Source organism: Sporomusa malonica (genome assembly GCF_900176355.1).
In the GTDB taxonomy this organism is placed as follows: Bacteria; Bacillota; Negativicutes; order Sporomusales; family Sporomusaceae; genus Sporomusa; species Sporomusa malonica.
Genome location: NZ_FWXI01000034.1, coordinates 1 through 18272, shown reverse-complemented (window position 1 = coordinate 18272; position 18272 = coordinate 1). Strand labels below are relative to the sequence as shown.

General features: G+C 40.6%; 11 protein-coding genes and 1 pseudogene. All 12 read right to left on the bottom strand.

Annotation, left to right across the window (positions count from 1 at the left end; translation table 11 throughout):
* Positions 1 to 231 precede the first annotated feature (231 nt).
* Complete coding sequence (locus tag B9A22_RS23345; protein ID WP_176215663.1) at positions 232 to 1962, bottom strand: ATP-dependent helicase; 1731 nt, start codon at positions 1960 to 1962, stop codon at positions 232 to 234.
* Positions 1956 to 3704, bottom strand: coding sequence for an ATP-dependent nuclease (locus B9A22_RS23340; RefSeq protein ID WP_176215662.1), 1749 nt, complete (start codon positions 3702 to 3704; stop codon positions 1956 to 1958). The genes B9A22_RS23345 and B9A22_RS23340 overlap by 7 nt, the downstream gene beginning before the upstream one ends.
* Entirely contained in the window at positions 3688 to 4029 is a 342-nt protein-coding gene (locus B9A22_RS23335; RefSeq protein WP_245824118.1) for an ATP-dependent nuclease, read from the bottom strand. Before B9A22_RS23335 ends, B9A22_RS23340 begins: the two co-directional genes overlap by 17 nt.
* Before the next feature lie 89 nt (positions 4030 to 4118).
* A complete protein-coding gene (locus B9A22_RS23330; protein ID WP_139796362.1) occupies positions 4119 to 5228 on the bottom strand; it encodes a hypothetical protein in 1110 nt (369 codons plus the stop codon).
* A 364-nt stretch (positions 5229 to 5592) separates the two neighbouring features.
* A complete protein-coding gene (locus B9A22_RS23325) occupies positions 5593 to 8796 on the bottom strand; it encodes a type I restriction endonuclease subunit R (protein WP_084578342.1) in 3204 nt (1067 codons plus the stop codon).
* Entirely contained in the window at positions 8793 to 9941 is a 1149-nt protein-coding gene (locus B9A22_RS23320; RefSeq protein ID WP_084578341.1) for a restriction endonuclease subunit S, read from the bottom strand. The genes B9A22_RS23325 and B9A22_RS23320 overlap by 4 nt, the downstream gene beginning before the upstream one ends.
* Entirely contained in the window at positions 9938 to 12031 is a 2094-nt protein-coding gene (locus B9A22_RS23315; protein WP_084578340.1) for a type I restriction-modification system subunit M, read from the bottom strand. The genes B9A22_RS23320 and B9A22_RS23315 overlap by 4 nt, the downstream gene beginning before the upstream one ends.
* Positions 12032 to 12298: 267 nt before the next feature.
* A complete protein-coding gene (locus B9A22_RS23310) occupies positions 12299 to 13174 on the bottom strand; it encodes a GIY-YIG nuclease family protein (RefSeq protein ID WP_084578339.1) in 876 nt (291 codons plus the stop codon).
* Between the two features lie 106 nt (positions 13175 to 13280).
* Positions 13281 to 14918, bottom strand: a complete 1638-nt coding sequence (locus B9A22_RS25905; protein ID WP_084578338.1) for a deoxyguanosinetriphosphate triphosphohydrolase family protein — start codon at positions 14916 to 14918, stop codon at positions 13281 to 13283.
* 824 nt (positions 14919 to 15742) lie between these two features.
* Positions 15743 to 16318 (bottom strand): GrpB family protein, encoded by a 576-nt coding sequence (locus B9A22_RS23300; RefSeq protein WP_217806038.1) that lies wholly within the window; start codon positions 16316 to 16318, stop codon positions 15743 to 15745.
* Positions 16319 to 16833: 515 nt separating this feature from the next.
* Entirely contained in the window at positions 16834 to 17283 is a 450-nt protein-coding gene (locus tag B9A22_RS23290) for a hypothetical protein (RefSeq protein ID WP_084578336.1), read from the bottom strand.
* Between the two features lie 779 nt (positions 17284 to 18062).
* Positions 18063 to 18272: pseudogene (locus B9A22_RS25900) on the bottom strand (hypothetical protein); the annotation flags it as partial.

Sequence of the window (18272 nt, the reverse complement as noted above, 5' to 3'; positions counted from 1 at the left end):
TAAAAGACTGTTTACAAGCTTGACTCGCTTATTTTCCCACCATACTCCTACAAGCATTGAGAAACAGTTATTACATGGTTGTGTGGCTTTTCCAGGATTATTGCATGGTGGGATGCGATCCGTGACTTTGCAAATCCGCCCTTTTGGCAAACGTGAGTAAATCAGAGAACCATCACCTGGCTCATTTCTGATAAAACGTTGTTATTTTCTTCTCCCCATACTTCAATAAGATTAATCACTTTTGCTTCTAATCGCCCTATATTCCCATATCCCCTTTGGAAATCGCAATAAATATTCTTCCGAAGTATTATCAGGAATTGCAACTACTAAGAGCTTTCGAGGCCTTGTCATGGCTACATATACATTTCTTAATTCTTCATCAGCTGATGTCAAGGATGCAATTTGTTTTACAGTTGCCTTGCCCCTATTAGAAAGAGCCACCATTACAGCGTCATAGGTTTTCCCTTTTGCAGCGTGAATAGTTTCGACCAAAATATCTTCAGATCGATTTTTTACAAAAAATGATGCCACACTTCTTGTTACTGGAGTTGTCTTTTTATAACTTAAATTTACTGTTCTCGCAAGCACTTTATTTAACAATGTCTGAGTCTGGCTTTTCCACATTTCAATAGACATTGTTGTTACTGGTGCATTTTTTAGAATACTCCAGCACCTGATACGCCAAGCTTCTAATCCGATACTCTTAGCAATTTCCGTCTCTACATAGTTTACTCGATGAGCGTTACTTCCGTAATAAATTTTTCGTAGAGCAGTATCTGTGGAACGCATTGCAGCTTTGTAATTTTTTATATCTCGATAATACGTCGCCTGTGCAAAATATCTAGTAATCTCGTCATTCCAGGGATTAAAGTCAGGTTCAACTTTTAAGATTTTACGTAGCATAGAATTTCCCCGACATAAGATAGCAATCAAATCAGGGGAAACCTCGATTGAGGTTTCGTTACAAATTTCCTTTAATTTATCTTTAAGAAGCTCCTCGTCTGCCCCAGCTTTATACATCAACAATATAGGCCTGGTTTTGGAATCACTTGTATTCCCTACAGCAACAGTCGGTTCCTTTAATGATGAAAAAGGATGCGTAGCATTACAAATAAGTTGCGAACTTCGCCTGTTCTCAGTTAGCTCTAGGGAGTTCCACTCGTTGTTGATATACTTATTTAAGAATATTTCGGGATCAGCATTTCTCCACTCATATATTGCCTGATCTGGATCACCAATCAACGTAATCTCTTCTAAACCGTTTTGAATAAGCAGGTCTATCAATTTCATCTGAACTTGGCTGGTATCCTGGGCTTCGTCAATAATTAATGTCGGGAATCGCTTCACTAAAGCTTTGGCCAATACTGGATAGTCATTTAATATTTGCATTGACCAGTAAGCTGCATCTGATTGAGTAGCCAACCCGGCCTTAACAAATTGCATTTTTAACTCTATACATCGTGCCATTTTATATGGGCACGCGTCTTTACTGAATAAGGGATCAGTATTGATAAGTTCTCCATCTTCATTATAAGTAAAATCCAATAGATTACATCTTTTTTTATAACATTGATTGTGAGCTTTTCCCCAGCTCCATACCAGAGGGAGTTCCCACCCAGCTTCACTTAATCCAACTATATTCGGACGCGATTTACATTTCATAACTAAATGTCCGTAAGGAAGAAAAATCCACTTGTTAACAAAACTATCAATTGTCCCAAAAAAATGAGGGTAACTAGGCACGATCGAGTGTTTCGCTAACTTTAATATTATCTCTTCACTAGCCACATTAGTGAAAGACAAAGCGGCAATGCCAGCATTCGTTTGAGACCATGAACTTATCAGGTATGCCATTTTACATGCTACTGTATAGGTTTTCCCACTACCAGGGCAGGCTTTCAAAATATTTTTCCCCGTAGAGTCAATTACCGTTCTTTGTTGTATAGATAAAGTCGTCAGCACGGTATATCCTCCACACCTTCTATTTGCATTGGGCAAGCTTTCTTAAAGACTTCTTGCAAATAGGTTGGAATTATAAATTTATACTTGGCCGCTCCCTTTTCATCAACTTCTTCCATTTTTACTGCTAACTTCTGAGCAAATATACCTTTCTCTTTGCGAACTGCTAACCAAATTAAAATGGCCGCTTCCTCTTCTGATAAGACTTTTTCCTTTATTTTCTTCAATATCCATGTATGATTTTTAGGTTGCATAACAGCAAGAACTTTCATTATCACGTCAATGTTGTTGTTTGAAGCTTTCGCTAATTCATATTCAAATGTTTTAAAAGCAGTACTGACCGTAACAAACTTGGATTCACATCCTTTTACTTTGGTTGCTCTATCCGATGGTATTCCAATCCTAAATTTTTCCATAACAGTCTTAATGTCAGCCTTTTTAAGCTTTAAATCATCTCCAGTAAGCTTTACTCCATTTATTTCCGAGCCCTTCTCCTCATTAGTATCGTCATCGTTATCATCTGTACATCGATCATCATCCGTAACAACAATACAAGGAATATCGATCCTATTATCTTTTTCATTTGCGTTAAATAATTTTATAAATGGCTCAAAAGCAACTCCATCAATATTCACAATTTCAACAGCATTTTCATCTAGCGGACATCCTAATCTCTGGGCAAGAACAGGTAGTAATAAGGCCTCCGATATACCTTCCACAAGTATGACAGCCTTCGAAAAAAACAACTGTGATTTTGTTACATCAAGGTATCGTTTTAGATCTGCCTTCTCATCATTATTTAGTGGACAATTTGACAGTGAAGTTACTGCTACATTTCCCAAACGATCCTCATGAAAGACCATTATATTGTCGATTTGTGCCTTGGATGTTAACGTTGGTGAATGTGATGTAATAAACAGTTGTATCGGCGAATCGTCTGTCCCATTTTGTAATCGATTTGTAAAGAAGTTAAAGAGCAGATCTTGTAATTGAGGGTGCAAATGTGCCTCTGGCTCTTCTATAAGTAACGCATTGTATGTGTAAGATTCAATATTTTTTCGTTCAATTAAATCTCCTAAAACTGTGGCTATATAAATGATATTATTATAACCAAGTCCGTTTTGATGAAGATCAAAGGTAAAATTGGCATGTTCTAGCAGAACGTTATAAAAATCCTGACCAACTAATTCGCTCGATACATCAGTTAGGTTTATTAATACTTTTCCGTTCAAATTTTCAATAGGGCATTCTTTTACATGGTATTTAGTTGTGAGGTACTTCCATTCACTCTCATCGAATTGCAGCTTAAGAGACTTCTTGCCTGTAACTAAAAGTGTTTGGAGAGAATCCGCGATTTTATTAAAATCGGGTGGCATAAGACCAATTTGTACATTCTGCTTTAGTCTCCGTTTCTCAATTTCTTTCAGGTTTCCATTGATTATCTCTCCGGTCTTTATTACTGGACTTTCTTGGATTATTTTCCGATTTGCTTGTTTAACATGCTCAAGAATAGACCGTTTATCATCATCACCGGCTACTACTTTTCGTAGCAGTTGCCCCAACCGATTTCCCTTTCCCGGTCTCAGATCACTTTCTGCATCGCGTAAAGCCCCTAGAAACACGTGATTTAAAAGTTCTAAAACTTGAAAACTAATACTTTGCCCTTCAAGCTCTCCTCCCCAGACGGTTGTCTTAATCCGTTCTACGCCTTGCAACTTTACATCACGTTCATAACGAATGTGCAATTGTGCGGTAATTTCCGCTTCCTTTATAACTAACGGTTTCGTAAAATGTAGCCTGTTCTTTTTCTGATAGAGCCGCAAATGTTAGGTCAAGCGTAATTACGTTTGCCGGTTCACCTATTGTATTTATGTAAAAATCCTGAGGCGTAACATAGAGCTCTCTCCGACCGCCCCCTAGAGAGAAAGCCAATCTCAATGCATCAATAGTGGCCGTTTTTCCAATGTTGTTTTCACCAATAATTACATTTATATCAGGCTTAAAATATATTTGAATTCCTTGGTCATCAAAACATCGATAATTTCTAATTGTCAGCTTTTGCAGATACATTTTATGCACACACCTTTTCCTCATCTGACCAAACAAGAGCCCCATTCACAGATCATCATTAGATATCTAAAATTTATGTGTAAAACAAATTAATACATAGTAATTAATCTTAGCAACTTTTCATTAGACAAATACTCAAATGCCAAAATCATTTTCACCTTTAAATCCCGATCATCCGCTTCAAATTCTAGAGCCAAATTAAATTTATAAGTATGATGTTGTTCAAGATAAACCAAATTGAATAGATAGTTTTCCTTAATTTTTTCTTGTATTAACAGTTCTAATTCATCTTTAGTAATATCAATTAAGTTTGCTTTTTTAAATTTCCCTGTTTTTTCACTCAATAGATATTCTAATTTTTTATCTTCAACAAGTACATTTAAATCATTCAAGTCATGAATATCAGCGGTTATTGTGTTTAAACCAAATGTATTATCTCTTTCAAATCCTTTAATTACGTTTCGTTCAATTTTATATGATAAAAAAGTATTATAAGCAATGTCTGGTAAACTATAACATTCAAAACCGTTTTCTTCAAAAGCATATCCCAAGAAATTTTCATTCTGAATATTGTCCGGGTCAGGTCCATGGGACATTATTATCTTCTTCTTATGCTTTATAAATGTTGACCCAAGAATATGTGATATATATTCTTTTAATCCGGAACTAAATGTCATATCTACAAATCCAAAGAACGGCTCATAGCCTTCTAACATATTAACTATATTATCCATCACTGTATCTGCTAAATTATTAATATAAACACAAAAAAATTGACTGCTGTGCTGAAATTTACACTCATGTATTACTTCGAGCTCTTCTAATAAAATATTGTGTAAAAGACTTTGATTAGAAATAATATCAATATAATCTCCGGTTAAAACACTATGGCTGCTATCGGATGTAAATAGAGGTAAAATTTTATCCCAAACATCCTGCGCATACCAACTACGATCAATTTTTGTACTATCGAAAACAAGTAATAATTCTTTTTTGTGAAGTTGAGGTGTTAAACAATTTTTCAAATCATCATAATTGATTCTTTTGGAGCGTAACATTGTTTTCATTACTGGAAAAAAATGCGATATTTCTTGGTATACATCACTAGGGCTAAGTGAAAACCTATCTGTCATCACTTCCCAAAATATATTTCCTCGTGCGTTAAACGTAAAAATCATTGCAATCCCCCAATTTTGCATGTCTAGTGGGCGGGGTTGTCGTAGGAGACGATTCTCCGACTCAACGGCATGTCACGGGGACGGAGTTATTGACAATCTATTCTAAATTAAGAACCTGTCAATATCCCCGTCCCCATGGCACGGTTGGCTTTGGCGATGGAGTCAATGGTGCTGCACTTTCGGCCAAGATTTGTTTTTTGGCGGTGAATTTTTCGCTTTTGCAGTACCGCATTTTAGGGTTTATTTGTAGTAGTCATTAGTTCTCGTTTGAATAGCTCTGATAAAAGCAAAGTCAATGGTGTCAATAACCCAGTCCCCTGACATTTTCCTTATACCTTATTCAGACATTGACAAAAGCAGGCGCCGATGCGCCCGCTTCAGTTAACTAAGCGTACTGACCGTAACCCGCATAAACACTATGATCCAGGTCCGGGTATTGCTGATAAATATGCTCGTATATCATCCATGCTTTTACTTGGACATCTTCTTCTGTGAACGAGTCGGTTGGCAGACCAGTCTTTTCATCATAGAGAAAATCATAAATATAGGTTTTTACCGCTGCTTTGGCGGTTTCCTTATCGCGCCAATGCTCTACTCGCAGTTTTTCATCTTTTAGCCTTTTTAACAGTAGGGCTCCAACTTGCTTAATCCCGTTTCGCTGCTGCGGCGTCAAATCCTTACCCGATACCAATAAATCAAACAAAGCCAGATGCTCATCATCAAGACCTTCCCGAACACCACGCTTGTCCTCATCGTCAAGATCAGCGCAAAACTTCATAATAGCTTCGAAAGTAGCCTCAATGGTTGCCCGGTCCTTTTCCTTGTTATATTCATCAATAATTTTCTGATACTTATCACAGAAATCAATGCGCCCAGGATTGCACTGTAGCATGTATGCCAGTCGTTTTTCTATCGCTTCTTTGAGATCTTGGACCAGGGTGTTCTTATGCTTAACCTTTTTGAACTCCTTGCGTAAGAGGTCAAAGTCAATATGGCTGATATCATACAACTTGGAATCCTCTTCACGAATACCTGCCGGTTGTACTGCCTCATCAACAATACCCTGCAATTGCCGCAGAATATCGCTAATGTCGGCTTTGTCGCGCCCCTCTCGCAGCTTCTTGTAAACAATATCAATGGCTGCATAGGCTTCTTGATACTTGTTTACTGCATTGATAGTCAGACAAGCCTTGAACTTTTTAAAAACCTCCCGGGCCAATACCTCAAACCGTTTCCGTGACTCATCATTTTGGTTGATGGAATCTTTCACCTGATTGATGGCAGCGATTTTTTCAAATCCGTTTTTCTTCATAACAGCAAGCAAGCTAGTGCCCTGTTCTGTCAAATAAACTCTAACCAGATCAATGGCTTCTGCCAGTTCACCCAATAATTCCTCATCAGGCTTAACAGGAACAATTCCTCCGCCTCCAGTGTCGCCACCAACTGCGAAAGTTGCTAGCGCCTGGCGGAGTTGTTTCAGAATACCGCAATAGTCTACAATCAGCCCGTTATTCTTCCCCTCATATACCCGGTTGGCCCTGGCAATGGTCTGCATCAGCGTATGTGCTTTGAGCGGCTTATCCAGATATAGAGTAGCTAAACTCGGCACATCAAAACCGGTAAGCCACATAGCACAAACGATAGCTACCCGGAAAGGATGCGCAGGCGCTTTAAACGCGGTCTCCATATCCATACGTTTGCCGTCTGCTGTCTCATAGCCCTTTTTCATCTTTTCCCGATGCGGAACAATGTCAAGGTCCCAATCCCGAAATTTCTGAACTTCGCCTTGTTCTTCACTGACAACAACCGCTATCTCGGTTTCCTTCAGCCAGGCTAGTTTCCGCTGACAAAAAGTCATCTCCTGCTCGTCAAAACAGGTGTCGACCTGCTTGGCCAAAGCAGTGGCGCGTTCTTGCCAATAGAACTGTATCAGATTATACATACGTACAGCTGTAATCTTGTCAATGCAGACAAGCATGGCCTTACCGGTTTCCCAACGGGTCGTGTAATGCTCGACAAAGTCGCGAGCAATGGCATCAAGCCTCTTGCCAGCGGTAATGATGTGATATTCCCTAGCAAGCTCTTTTTCCAGCCGCGCCTCTTGATCAGCATCAAGTTCGGCTTCCTCCAGCTTGGCGGCAATCTTTTCATTAATTTCTTCGGTAGTAATTCCTAGTTTTTCGCCGCGGCTATCATAATACAGCGGCACAGTGGCCCCGTCATCGACCGCCCGTTGAAAATCATAGGTGGATAAATACTCACCAAATAGCCGCTTGGTAATCTCATCATTCTTAAATAAAGGCGTACCGGTAAAGCCAATATAATGCGCATTCGGCAGCGCATTGCGCATATTGAGTGCCAGCCGCCCATACTGAGTGCGGTGGGCCTCATCGGAGACAACAATAATGTCATTCCGCGTAGAATAAGGACTATCAGGGCTAACCTCCTGATTAAACTTATGAATCATGGTAAATACATAAGGGTGGTCTTCCCGCAGCAGCTCTCTAAGATGCTTGCCTCCTGCCGCCCGGCATTTCTCATCATTGACTGCACCAGTGCCGGCAAAGGTCTTATAAATCTGCGAGTCCAGATCATCCCGGTCAGTGATTACTAGAAAAGTAAAGTTGCCCTCCAGCTTGCGATGCACCTTGCGCGTAAACAGCACCATGGAATACGATTTCCCGCTACCCTGGGTATGCCAAAACACGCCAAGCTGTCCGTTCTTGTACTGGCGTTGGCGCACTGCCTCCACGGCCTTATTGACTCCCAGAAACTGATGATTGCGGGCCAGTATTTTTATCAGCTTGCCTGAGCTATCATCAAACAAAATAAAATTTTCAAGGATATCCAGGAAATTCTCTTTCGAACACATACCCTTGAGCAAGGTTTCCAGGTTGACGGCTCCTAGCCGTTCTTCCTCTAACCGTTTCCATTCATGAAAATGTTCGTATTTACTAGATATCGTTCCCACCTTGCCTTCGTCGCCGTTGGACAACACCACCAGCGCATTGTGGTGGAAAATATGAGGGATGGTATCCTTATAATCGCTGAAATTGCCATCATAGGCGCGGCGGATATCTTTATGGACATTTTTGAGCTCAATAAAGAGCAATGGGATACCATTAACAAATCCAATAATGTCCGGCCGCCGCCGGTAGGGACTGCCCTGCACCCACAGCTCCCGCACCACCAGAAAGTGATTGTTTTCCGCTGTTTTAAAGTCAAAAACCTTGAGCCGCCGTTCCTCTACCTTGCCCTTAGCATTCCGAAAAGACACCTTAACGCCGTTCAAGAATAACTCATACTTTTCCTGATTGATCTGCAGTGGTAACTTGGACGCCATGGTCTCAACAAGCTGCCGCACGGCGCCATAATACGCCTCAGCAGGCAGACCGGGGTTAAAACGGGTAAGCGCCTGGCGAAGATAGCGCTCCAGCACCACTTCTTTTTCTGACTTTCGCCCCAGCGTCCCTGCTGCGCCTAGCATCTCGGTATTATAGGCGTAAACTGACTCCCACTTGAGCTCATCGCGGAAATAGTTAGCTACTGTTTCTTGTACTAGCTTGTCCTCGGTTAATAAACCGCTCATACTGTCACCTCACCGCTCATGAGTTTTGGTAGGAGTAGGTCGCGGGCTTGTTTGAGTTTTTGGTTTTGTAGTATTAAAACTTCTGTTTGTTTAAACATAGGCAGTACAGCATCATTAAATTTATCTATCAGCCCACTATTTGGAATAGTAAAAGGAATCATTTTAAAGGTATCGACGACAATAGCATCAAAAACTGCTCCCGCAGCTCTCTTATGAAACTGTTCGATGGAAGCCTTCAATGCACAATATAGATAATATTGAGATATATTTCCTTTACCACGCAACGCATAGCAAGATTGATTCATTGCCATAGGCAGTTGGGCCAAATTAAGCTTTCCAACAGTACCTCTGGCAGTAATGAATAATGTGTCTTTGGGATAAAGCTTACTATTGCACTTTCTTAAACCGTCCTCGGTTATAGACTTTTCAGTTTGTGTAACATAGAATGCTGATGCTGCGTCTTTGGGTGTGAAGAATGGTATATCACCATTCCAATAACTCGGATTATCTGTTTTAGGAGTTCCGCCGCTTAACACATCTATTGCATCAAATGCCGTTGCAACCTCCCACCCCTCCGGCACACCGTCCGCAATCCGGGTATGCTCATAACCCGGAAACCGCAGGCGCACAAACCATTCTTGGTATAACAACCGTGCTGCCTCTTCCAGCAGGGCGATACGGCGGAAGTTGGTTTCAATGAGGTCGTCATAGGCGGAAAGGATGGAGGCTATTTTATGCTGTTTTGACAACTTTGGAATAAAAACCTCGATTTCATGAATATGATTTCTGTTCAAAGTAGGGTTCGCCCCACCTACATTGTAGTTTTTCATATCTATTGTATGTAAAAAATAGTACACAAACTTGGGGTCATTTCCTCTAAAATCCTTACTCCAGAGAGTAGTATCATGGGGCCAATAATTATTAGTACAAAAGTATACGGTTCCTAGAGTTCCTTTTCTTCCGATAATTACACCAGGGCCATTGACCATATAGTCTTTGTGATAACTAGTAATACCTGAAGACGATACCACCGGGTAGGGACCATGCGTTTGCTGAGCTTTTGTAATATCAAATCCTCTTTGAAAAAATATTAGGTCCGATAGTTTTCCTCTCTTTCCCAATTTTGAATCTAACGCCCAACTCATATCCCCAACTCCTCAAAGTTGGCTTGTATCTCTTTGCCCAGCTTGACCGCTTCCTCATTCCAGCCTGCCAATTCTACATGAATATCTCGCATGGCCTGTTCAAAATCAAAATCCTCATCCATTTCCTGCGGTGCTACCCCCACATACCGCCCTGGCGTCAGGCTCCAATCTTTCTGCTCAATTTCGCTCCGATCAGCCAGTTTGACCAGACCGGGAACATCGACCAGCACGGCATCGGGGAAGCGGCTTTGCAGCCAGTGAATCTGTTTATAGAAATACCGTGGCAGCTTAAGCTGTTCGTTAGCCACCTGCCGTAGGGCGTCCAGCTCTTTGCCTAACCGGTTCATCTCCCGACCGTCCCAGGTTGGCTGCTTCTTGGCATCCAGCTCTTTTTCGACCACATCGGATACCCGTAGGAGGGCCTTAACGGCAGCATCCAGTTCTTTTCTCAGGGCTTTAAGCTCAGCCGCTAGAGGCGCAAAGGCATCGCTTGCTGCCTGGTGTTCCTGATTCGTTTCAGGCAATACAGCGTAATTCTTCAGCCAGATAGCTAACTTTTCCTCAAGCGTTGCCCAGTCCTGCCGGTATCTTTCTACCGCCGCCTGCGCTTCCCCCACAGCTTCTTGGTAGGACTGTTGCAAGGCAGCGTCTAGGTTGCTGGTTAGAACCCAGTGCAAGAACTCGTCCAGTTTTTCCGCATACTTTGCCAACATTGCCGAAAACTCATCCATACGCCCTGGTAACAATGCTGCTTCTTTCGATATTGAGGCATAATATTGCTTAATAAGTGCCAAATAGCCGGTAGTATGTCCACGGTACAACCAGGTAATTGCCGTGAGATTTTTCAACTGCTCAGGCGAAAAATCATTAATGGTACGGGTCACTTTACGGTAAATGCCCCGTGCATCCAGCATGAGCACCTTGTCTTTCCGCTCTTCGGGCTTGGCCTTATCAAAAAACCACAGTTCGCAAGGCACCGTGCGGGTATAGAAGAAGTTGGAACCAATGGCAACCATGACATCCACGTGTCCGGTTTCAATCAGCTTGCGCCGCACCTCTTTGTCCTGATTACCGGCACTTGAAGCCTGGGACGACATGACAAACCCAGCTCTGCCCTTGTCATTGAGATAACTATAGAAGAAAGAAATCCACAAATAGTTGCCGTTACTGACTTGTTTCTCCTTGTTGACCCCAGGTAAACCAAACGGCAGCCGGACATCACCTTTGATTTTCTCCGAGTCTACCTTATCCACATTGAACGGCGGATTAGCCATAACAAAGTCACACTTACTAAAAAGCTCGTGTTTATCGTCATAAAAGGTATTTCCTTCAACAATATTCCCTTCCAGGCCATGTACGGCTAGATTCATCTTGGCCAGACGAATGGTAGTTTCCGTCTTTTCCTGACCGTAGAAGGTGACTGCCTGATACGCTTTACGCCCTGACTCCTCCAGGAAGTGGCTTGTCTGCACAAACATGCCGCCTGAACCGCAAGCCGGATCAAGCACCATGCCATGATCCGGCTCAATAATATTCACGATGGTTTCTACAAGCGACACCGGCGTGAAAAACTCGCCTTTATCCTGCGCTCCCTCTATGGCAAAGTTCATGAGGAAGTATTCATAGATACGCCCGAATACATCCCCATTGGCCGTCTGCAAAGCCTTATTGTTAAATACTTTTAATAGGTTTGTTAATAAGTCGTTGTCAAAGATATGATATTCCTTAGGCAAAACGCCTTTTAAGGCCTCATAGTCTTCTTCAATGGCTTCCATCGCTTTACTGATGGCCTGTCCTTTATCATTATCTGCCGACAGATTAAGCAGATAGTCAAATTTGGCATGTTCTCTAAGAAACAGCGCCCCTTTACTGACAAAATCGTCTTTGGTAATGGCACGTGTCACACCACCCCGACTGGGCAAATGCTGCTTAATTTCGTCCTCGGCCTTAAGAAAACGGTTATAGGCATGACGCAAAAAGATAAGCCCTAAAACAGGCATATAATATTCTGTAGATGTCAGTTTGGAATTGGCCCGCAAATAATCAGCCGCTTCCCACAGTTTCTTCTCAATTTGAGCGACGTTTTCCATAGAAATACCCCTTATACTACATAATGATTGCTGGAATTGTATAATATTTCGATTCTCATATAGTAAAATCCTGTAAGCTGAAGAAAGACGTACTTGTTTTTTGACGAACACTCCAAATTTTACTGATTACAGGTAGAAGAGTAGTACGTCTTCTAGATGGTTTTGCCCAGAAATAAATTAGGCTTTCTGCACGCCGTTAGCAGAAAGCCTAAAAAATAGTTTTTTTAACTAGTATGAATAGCGACAGCCACTAAGAGTGATTAGAAGCTAATCATCACTCTCTCTATCAGTAGCTTCTTTATCTAATTCTTTCAGGGTCTTACCTTCCCACTTCCACAGTTTTCTACCGTTAGCAGCGCCCCCAACTATAGCGGCTGCCGCATAACTCGGGCTATTAAAAGTAGCATCTTGTGTAAAAGCATAGAGCCCATCACCGTTATCTGCCATTATTCCGGTAGCGACTAAATCCTGGCGAAGTTTTATGATAAAAGAAGGAATAGAAGGTCTATTATCTAATACCGCGGTAGATCCCTTTAAAACAACGTATTTATTATTAATAATGGCCATTTTAGCAAAAGCATTTTTGGGGGTTAACTCAAATATCTTTTCAGAAGAAACTGTGCTAGTTTCGGCTAAGGTCCGCGGCTCTAAAATGTCAATTCCCAGCGCCAGTAATACTAGTTTAATTGCCTCTAGGAATTGGATTACTTCTGCTCTATCAACCTCGGATATGTTCGGCCGCGTAGGTACCTGTGAATTATCCAGTTTGACTCGGTATGCCTCTTTCGCGAGAGCATATATTTCTGCTTCAAGGTACTTTATCTGTGTTTTAGTTAAATAGTCATCTTTGGAGGAAAAGACAATAGCCTCGGTCCAAAAGTCTTTATTACTCGCATGACTTTTCAGTCTCGGTAATACAGGGTCACCTTCGCCGACATATAAAACATTTTGCTCCGGATTCTCTACATCTGGGCCTAGCAGCATATAGACTCCAGGCTTAGTTGAGGAATCTCTGGTAATAAATTTATCAAGCTGTGTACGAGGAAATATCGTTCCATGTATAGTCATATTGGAAATTTCAACTGTTCTAAGTCCGTTAGGCTGGCCGTCTGCTAAAAATAAGCGAATAAGCTTACCTGACACTATCCATCAATCCTTCAACATCTTTTTCCATCTGGAATTACAGGGTTATTATATTAACTTACCATCTTTCTAGCCTGTCTAGAATTTAAATTTTTCTAATTTTAAATTATCCTAATATATCAGGGGCGATTACGTATAACTTCCTATATTCTTCTTCCGCATAGGAATCTGTCATGCCTGCAATATAGTCACAAACTACTCTTAATAAAGACAGCTTAAACAATAGTGTGTTGAAGATTAGTTTTCGAGGCCCTTCAGAACTCTTCAGTGATGGCTCTATTGGGTCTCCGTCGCTTCGATCCCCTTTCAAGCAGTAATCCAGGGCTTCCCTCGCATCAGCAGTGCTAGCAAAGATTGAGTAACTTTGCTCATAAATTCCAGAAAGTAGGTTCCTTTGGTATTGTAACGTCGATATTCTCTCAGTGGGCTTACTAAGCCTCTGCAATTCATCAATACTCATAATGTAATTGTTGCTGATAGGTATTATATGACCTTCTTTACTTTTAACATAGTTTATTTCTCTATCAATCATGTACCGCTGATTGCGAATATATTCTCTAAATACGGCGAATATGGTTTTGTCCGGCATTTGCTGAGGAGCTGTCACATAGGCTTCGCATAATCGGCGTATAATAAACTTCCCTTTACTATCCATACGCTGAACTCCACGAGAATTAAGTACCACCTTTTTTAGCTTCTTATGAAGTTCCTTGTCCATCCTGTTGATTGGAGCCGAAAACTCAACAAACTGTCTTGCTTCACTAATATCGGTGATTTTTGGAATAACTTCGCTTGAGCGAAAGTTATTTATTTTAAGTTTTGTTGTTGTGTTTTCGACCAAGTCACTGACCAATAAATCAACGATAAAACCAGACAATGCATATAAAAATTCATCTTTTGAAAAGTTACTGCTACTTCCAATATTCTTAAGCTCGGTGAATCTATAGATTCTTTCTTGATATATGTTGCTTCCTTTAATTTCAGGATTATTGAAAAGCTCCTCAAGATATCCTATAACATCGGTGGGGCTAAGGAAGTGGCAGACAATTGCATCTTCAATGTCATGATGTCTTTGGGCAATTTCGTCTGCCTTAGCTACTACCAATCCCTCTAAACTCCAAGCAAGTGGAAATAAATCAAGCTTTAAGTTAGTTTCATATTTATTATAATAAGAATGCTTCTTCGGATCACGGGGACTGTCACTATGAAACCAAATACCCGCCAACGTGTATGGCGTTATTTTATTAATTCCTAACAGCTTATTTCCTTCAAGATCGACGATTATGCGTACTCCTTGCAAGTTATGTTTGAACCCTCTATACTCTTCTATGACTTGTTCACTTAGATAAGGTCCGATTGCAAGTTTTTTGTTTAATTTTTCATTTTTATAATTGAGTATTTCGTTTAATTGCCATTCACCTGCATGTCCAAACGGTGTGTGCCCTAAGTCATGCCCCAAAGCTATTGCCTCTACCAGGTTTACATCCAGTTTTAATGCGACAGCGATCGTTTTCGCGATTTGAGCAACTTCCAGCGAATGAGTCAGTCTATTGCGTGCATGGTCGTCGTAACCAGCTGCATAAACTTGAGTCTTACCAGCTAACCGTCTAAAAGGTTTGCTATACATTATTCTATCGCGATCGCGCATAAACGCATCCCTGTAATTTGGTCTCAAGTTTTTGAAATCATCTTTAAGTAAGCTAATAGGGGCTGCGTATGCTAAACTATCCTGACTTTCAATCATTCTTTATTACCTCACTAATTTAAAAGCGTATAAACACTCCCTTTATTTTACATCTATTTTACCGAAATATCTATAATAATACCATTTTTTGATGGATACCCGGCCTAATTACTACACTTATCTAATATTTTAGGGGAACTTGGAAGGGGAACTTGGAAGGGGAACTTGGAAGGGGAACTTGGAAGGGGAACTTGGAAGGGGAACTTGGGGTCAGGCTTGACTTATTTTATTTTACTGATTTATACCAAATTTCTCGCTCTAATTAATGAACATTCGTTAATAATTCAATCCTGACCCCAAAGCAAAAAAAATCAGGGTGCCAGGGGACGGGGTTATTGACATTCTTTTATCTATGTTTTCACTGTGCCAGGCCCTGCTGCAAACTATATCCAATACATTCCACATAAGACAAGGGACGGTGGTAGTGTCTTTCAGAAAAATACCTTGAGTAGTATGATTCTCACGAAATGTACTCTGGTAAAAATGCTGAACGAAAAAGAAATAGTGAAGTATACCCTAAGACGGAACCTGCGTCCCCTTGTCCCTGCGTAGTCATTAGTTCTCGATTGAAGACGGACGCGGGGACGGTGGTTGCGTCCTCTTCCGACTTTTAATTTCAGCAAAGACAAAAACACCGTCCCTAAGTCTCCTCTGTTGCTTAATTTGCTGTACAAAACCAAACTCCTGCCAAATTAATACAAATCCAGCAGGAGTTTCTCTTCGTTTTTCTTTTTTGCTAAACGGTTATCGGAAGTTTTTCGGAGCTGCGCGCCCCCGACCTCTCCAAAGAACAGGATTAGGGCGCCTACTGCTTGAAAGGCGAATTAGTGTTCAGGTGGCAAATAACGTCCTGCAAATTCCAATTTAGCCTTTTGAGATTGTTCCATAACAAAATCCGACTTTGCATAGGTATAGGCATCACGGTCATGTTCAAACCGCTCTTTAAGACCCAGCTTCAACGCCTCGTATTGCCGTGCAACATTAGGGTATTGTCGCAGATAGTCTCTAAAATAAAGTTCGTTCCAATCTCCCAACGGTTTTACATGAAGATGGTATACCTTTTCCGCAAAGCCGTTGGGCGTATATCCCTTTCCCAGATCAAGCGTTCTTTGTTTATCATCTTTTTGCATTAGAATCCAATCATCATTCTGCAACAGCTGAGCAATGTCATTCACAGCATAGTATTTAGGTAATTCCAATAGAATATCAATGGTTGGTTTCGCAATAAGTCCTTCAACAGACGTGCTTCCTATATGATTGATACGACAAATATCGTAGTCATGCAGGATGTGAAGTAGCCGCTGCTTTTCCTCGGCGTACCACGATTGATAATTTGGGTTATGGTCTTTAAGAATAATAGGATAAAGCTGCCATAATTCTTCTAAACTCATTTCTTTCATGACATCGCCTCTTAATTCGTCTTTTAGCCCAAAAGTCTATTAATTATATCATAGCCGCCCGAAACAACGCTAAAACTTCCCCTCAATATCAACGCTAAAAGTGTAACGGCGAGATATGATGTCTGGGGAACAATGTCAGAGACCAGCTAATTAATGTCAAGCTTTAAGTTGCAGTTTTTCTTCAGAATAAATGAGTATAGCAAACAAGCCCTTTCCAAACGCGAACAATGTTAAAAAAGGACAGTTGCAATGTTCAATTTTAAGATATCTTAAGCTGCTTTTTTTAGGTTCTTTTGATACATTTCAACTTGTTGTTCAGGAGATATCAAGCGGAAGGGCTTTTGACTTTTTAATATCGAAAATATAATGCGTAAAAGCTTATTCATGACAGCTCCTAAAGCTTGTTTCTTAGTTTTGGTTTCAATCTTCCGTTGGGAATTGTCAAGGGGACGGGGTTGTCGACATGTTCTTGTTTTAGAATTAAATGCCAATAACCCTGTCCCCTGACACTTTCCTTATTGATTTGGATATATACGTACAAATGTTTCACTAGGAGTAACTGGATAATTATATTCTATTCCTTGTTCCAATAAGTTTTGGGACAATAACTTCCAATATACATTCCCCCCTTTAAAAGAAAAGTTATACTCGGTTCGGGTGAACCCAGACCAAACCCCGCCCATGGATTGCCACTTCCCTGAAACTTTGATGGCCAAATAATCATATTTTTGTATTTTTTCATCAGGATAGGCTACAGAAGATTTAACTATAGCAATTACACGGTTTTCGTCTCTAACCCAGATACCCTCTATTGGATCAAGTGTTCTACCTGAAAACAATTTGTCAATGACTTGCTGAGTACTCGTAATGTCACCAATCGGTTTCTCTGGCGCTGCAAAACATGTGCCTGATAGTAAAAGAATAAGGATCAAGCCTAAGGATAAAAGAGGTAATTTTATATGCATTATATCCCCTCCACACGTAATATTTACTATAACTTCTATATGTGGATAATTTATCCTTCTGAAAGGGATTGCTGAAGATAATAATATTTGATTTGTTAATTGAAGAAATTAGGGGGTGTCAAAGGGACGAGAGTGTCGACATATCTTGTTTTAGAATTAGAGAAGCAGAGGGACGTTTATCTTGCTTCCATTTATTAACAGAGTTCTAATTGCTTAGGTGTCACGTGGACAGGGTTGCTGACATCCTCATTTCATTGTCACCACCCTCATCCCCATGACTCTTTCATTTCTTCTGCCGGAACAGCAAAAATTCTTTCAACAATTTTTCGAGTCTTTGGGCAAAATATCCGTTGTATCTTCCCGCTTTATCCAGTCAATTAACGAGAAGCAAAATGTACGTCCCCTTGCTTCCCCCGTCCCCTTGCTTCCCCTTGCTTCCCCTTGCTTCACATTAATCTTTCTAATGAGGCTTGCGTTTCTTTTGCTTTAAGTCCAAGATATTTCGCACCTCGCAAAATATTTATAGTATCCAGATTAGATGTATTTGATAGTCCTAAAACATGATTAATTTGAAAAGGATTTGTAGGAATACCAAGAATTTTTGATGCGGCAACTAGACTAAGGGGTGTCACGGGGGGGGGTCACAGACCAGCTAATTAATGTCAAGTCTTTTTCTGGATTTTTTGTTTAAAGAAAATTACGCATAGGGAAACAAACCTTTCCCAATACCGAACAATATTTGAGAAGGGAATAGGTAATGTTTTGGTTTTTCTTCTTCGTTAGGCCGCTTTTTGTAGGATTTTTTGATACATTTCAACTTGTTGCTCAGGGGTAATCAAACGGAATGACTGTTTACTCTTCAATACCGAGAATATGATACGTAATAGCTTGTTCATAACAGCGCCTAGAGCTTGTTTCTTGGTTTTCGTTTCAATTTTCCGTTGGTAATATTCGTAAATCACTGAGTTAACCTGTGAGCCTTTCAATTC

Excerpts from the sequence above, each read along its gene's own strand:
- B9A22_RS23335 (WP_245824118.1), bottom strand. The coding sequence starts at position 4,029 with ATGTATCTGCAAAAGCTGACAATTAGAAATTATCGATGTTTTGATGAC.
- B9A22_RS23330 (WP_139796362.1), bottom strand. The coding sequence starts at position 5,228 with ATGCAAAATTGGGGGATTGCAATGATTTTTACGTTTAACGCACGAGGA.
- B9A22_RS23325 (WP_084578342.1), bottom strand. The coding sequence starts at position 8,796 with ATGAGCGGTTTATTAACCGAGGACAAGCTAGTACAAGAAACAGTAGCT.
- B9A22_RS23320 (WP_084578341.1), bottom strand. The coding sequence starts at position 9,941 with ATGAGTTGGGCGTTAGATTCAAAATTGGGAAAGAGAGGAAAACTATCG.
- B9A22_RS23315 (WP_084578340.1), bottom strand. The coding sequence starts at position 12,031 with ATGGAAAACGTCGCTCAAATTGAGAAGAAACTGTGGGAAGCGGCTGAT.
- B9A22_RS25905 (WP_084578338.1), bottom strand. The coding sequence starts at position 14,918 with ATGATTGAAAGTCAGGATAGTTTAGCATACGCAGCCCCTATTAGCTTA.
- B9A22_RS23300 (WP_217806038.1), bottom strand. The coding sequence starts at position 16,318 with ATGAAAGAAATGAGTTTAGAAGAATTATGGCAGCTTTATCCTATTATT.
- B9A22_RS23290 (WP_084578336.1), bottom strand. The coding sequence starts at position 17,283 with ATGCATATAAAATTACCTCTTTTATCCTTAGGCTTGATCCTTATTCTT.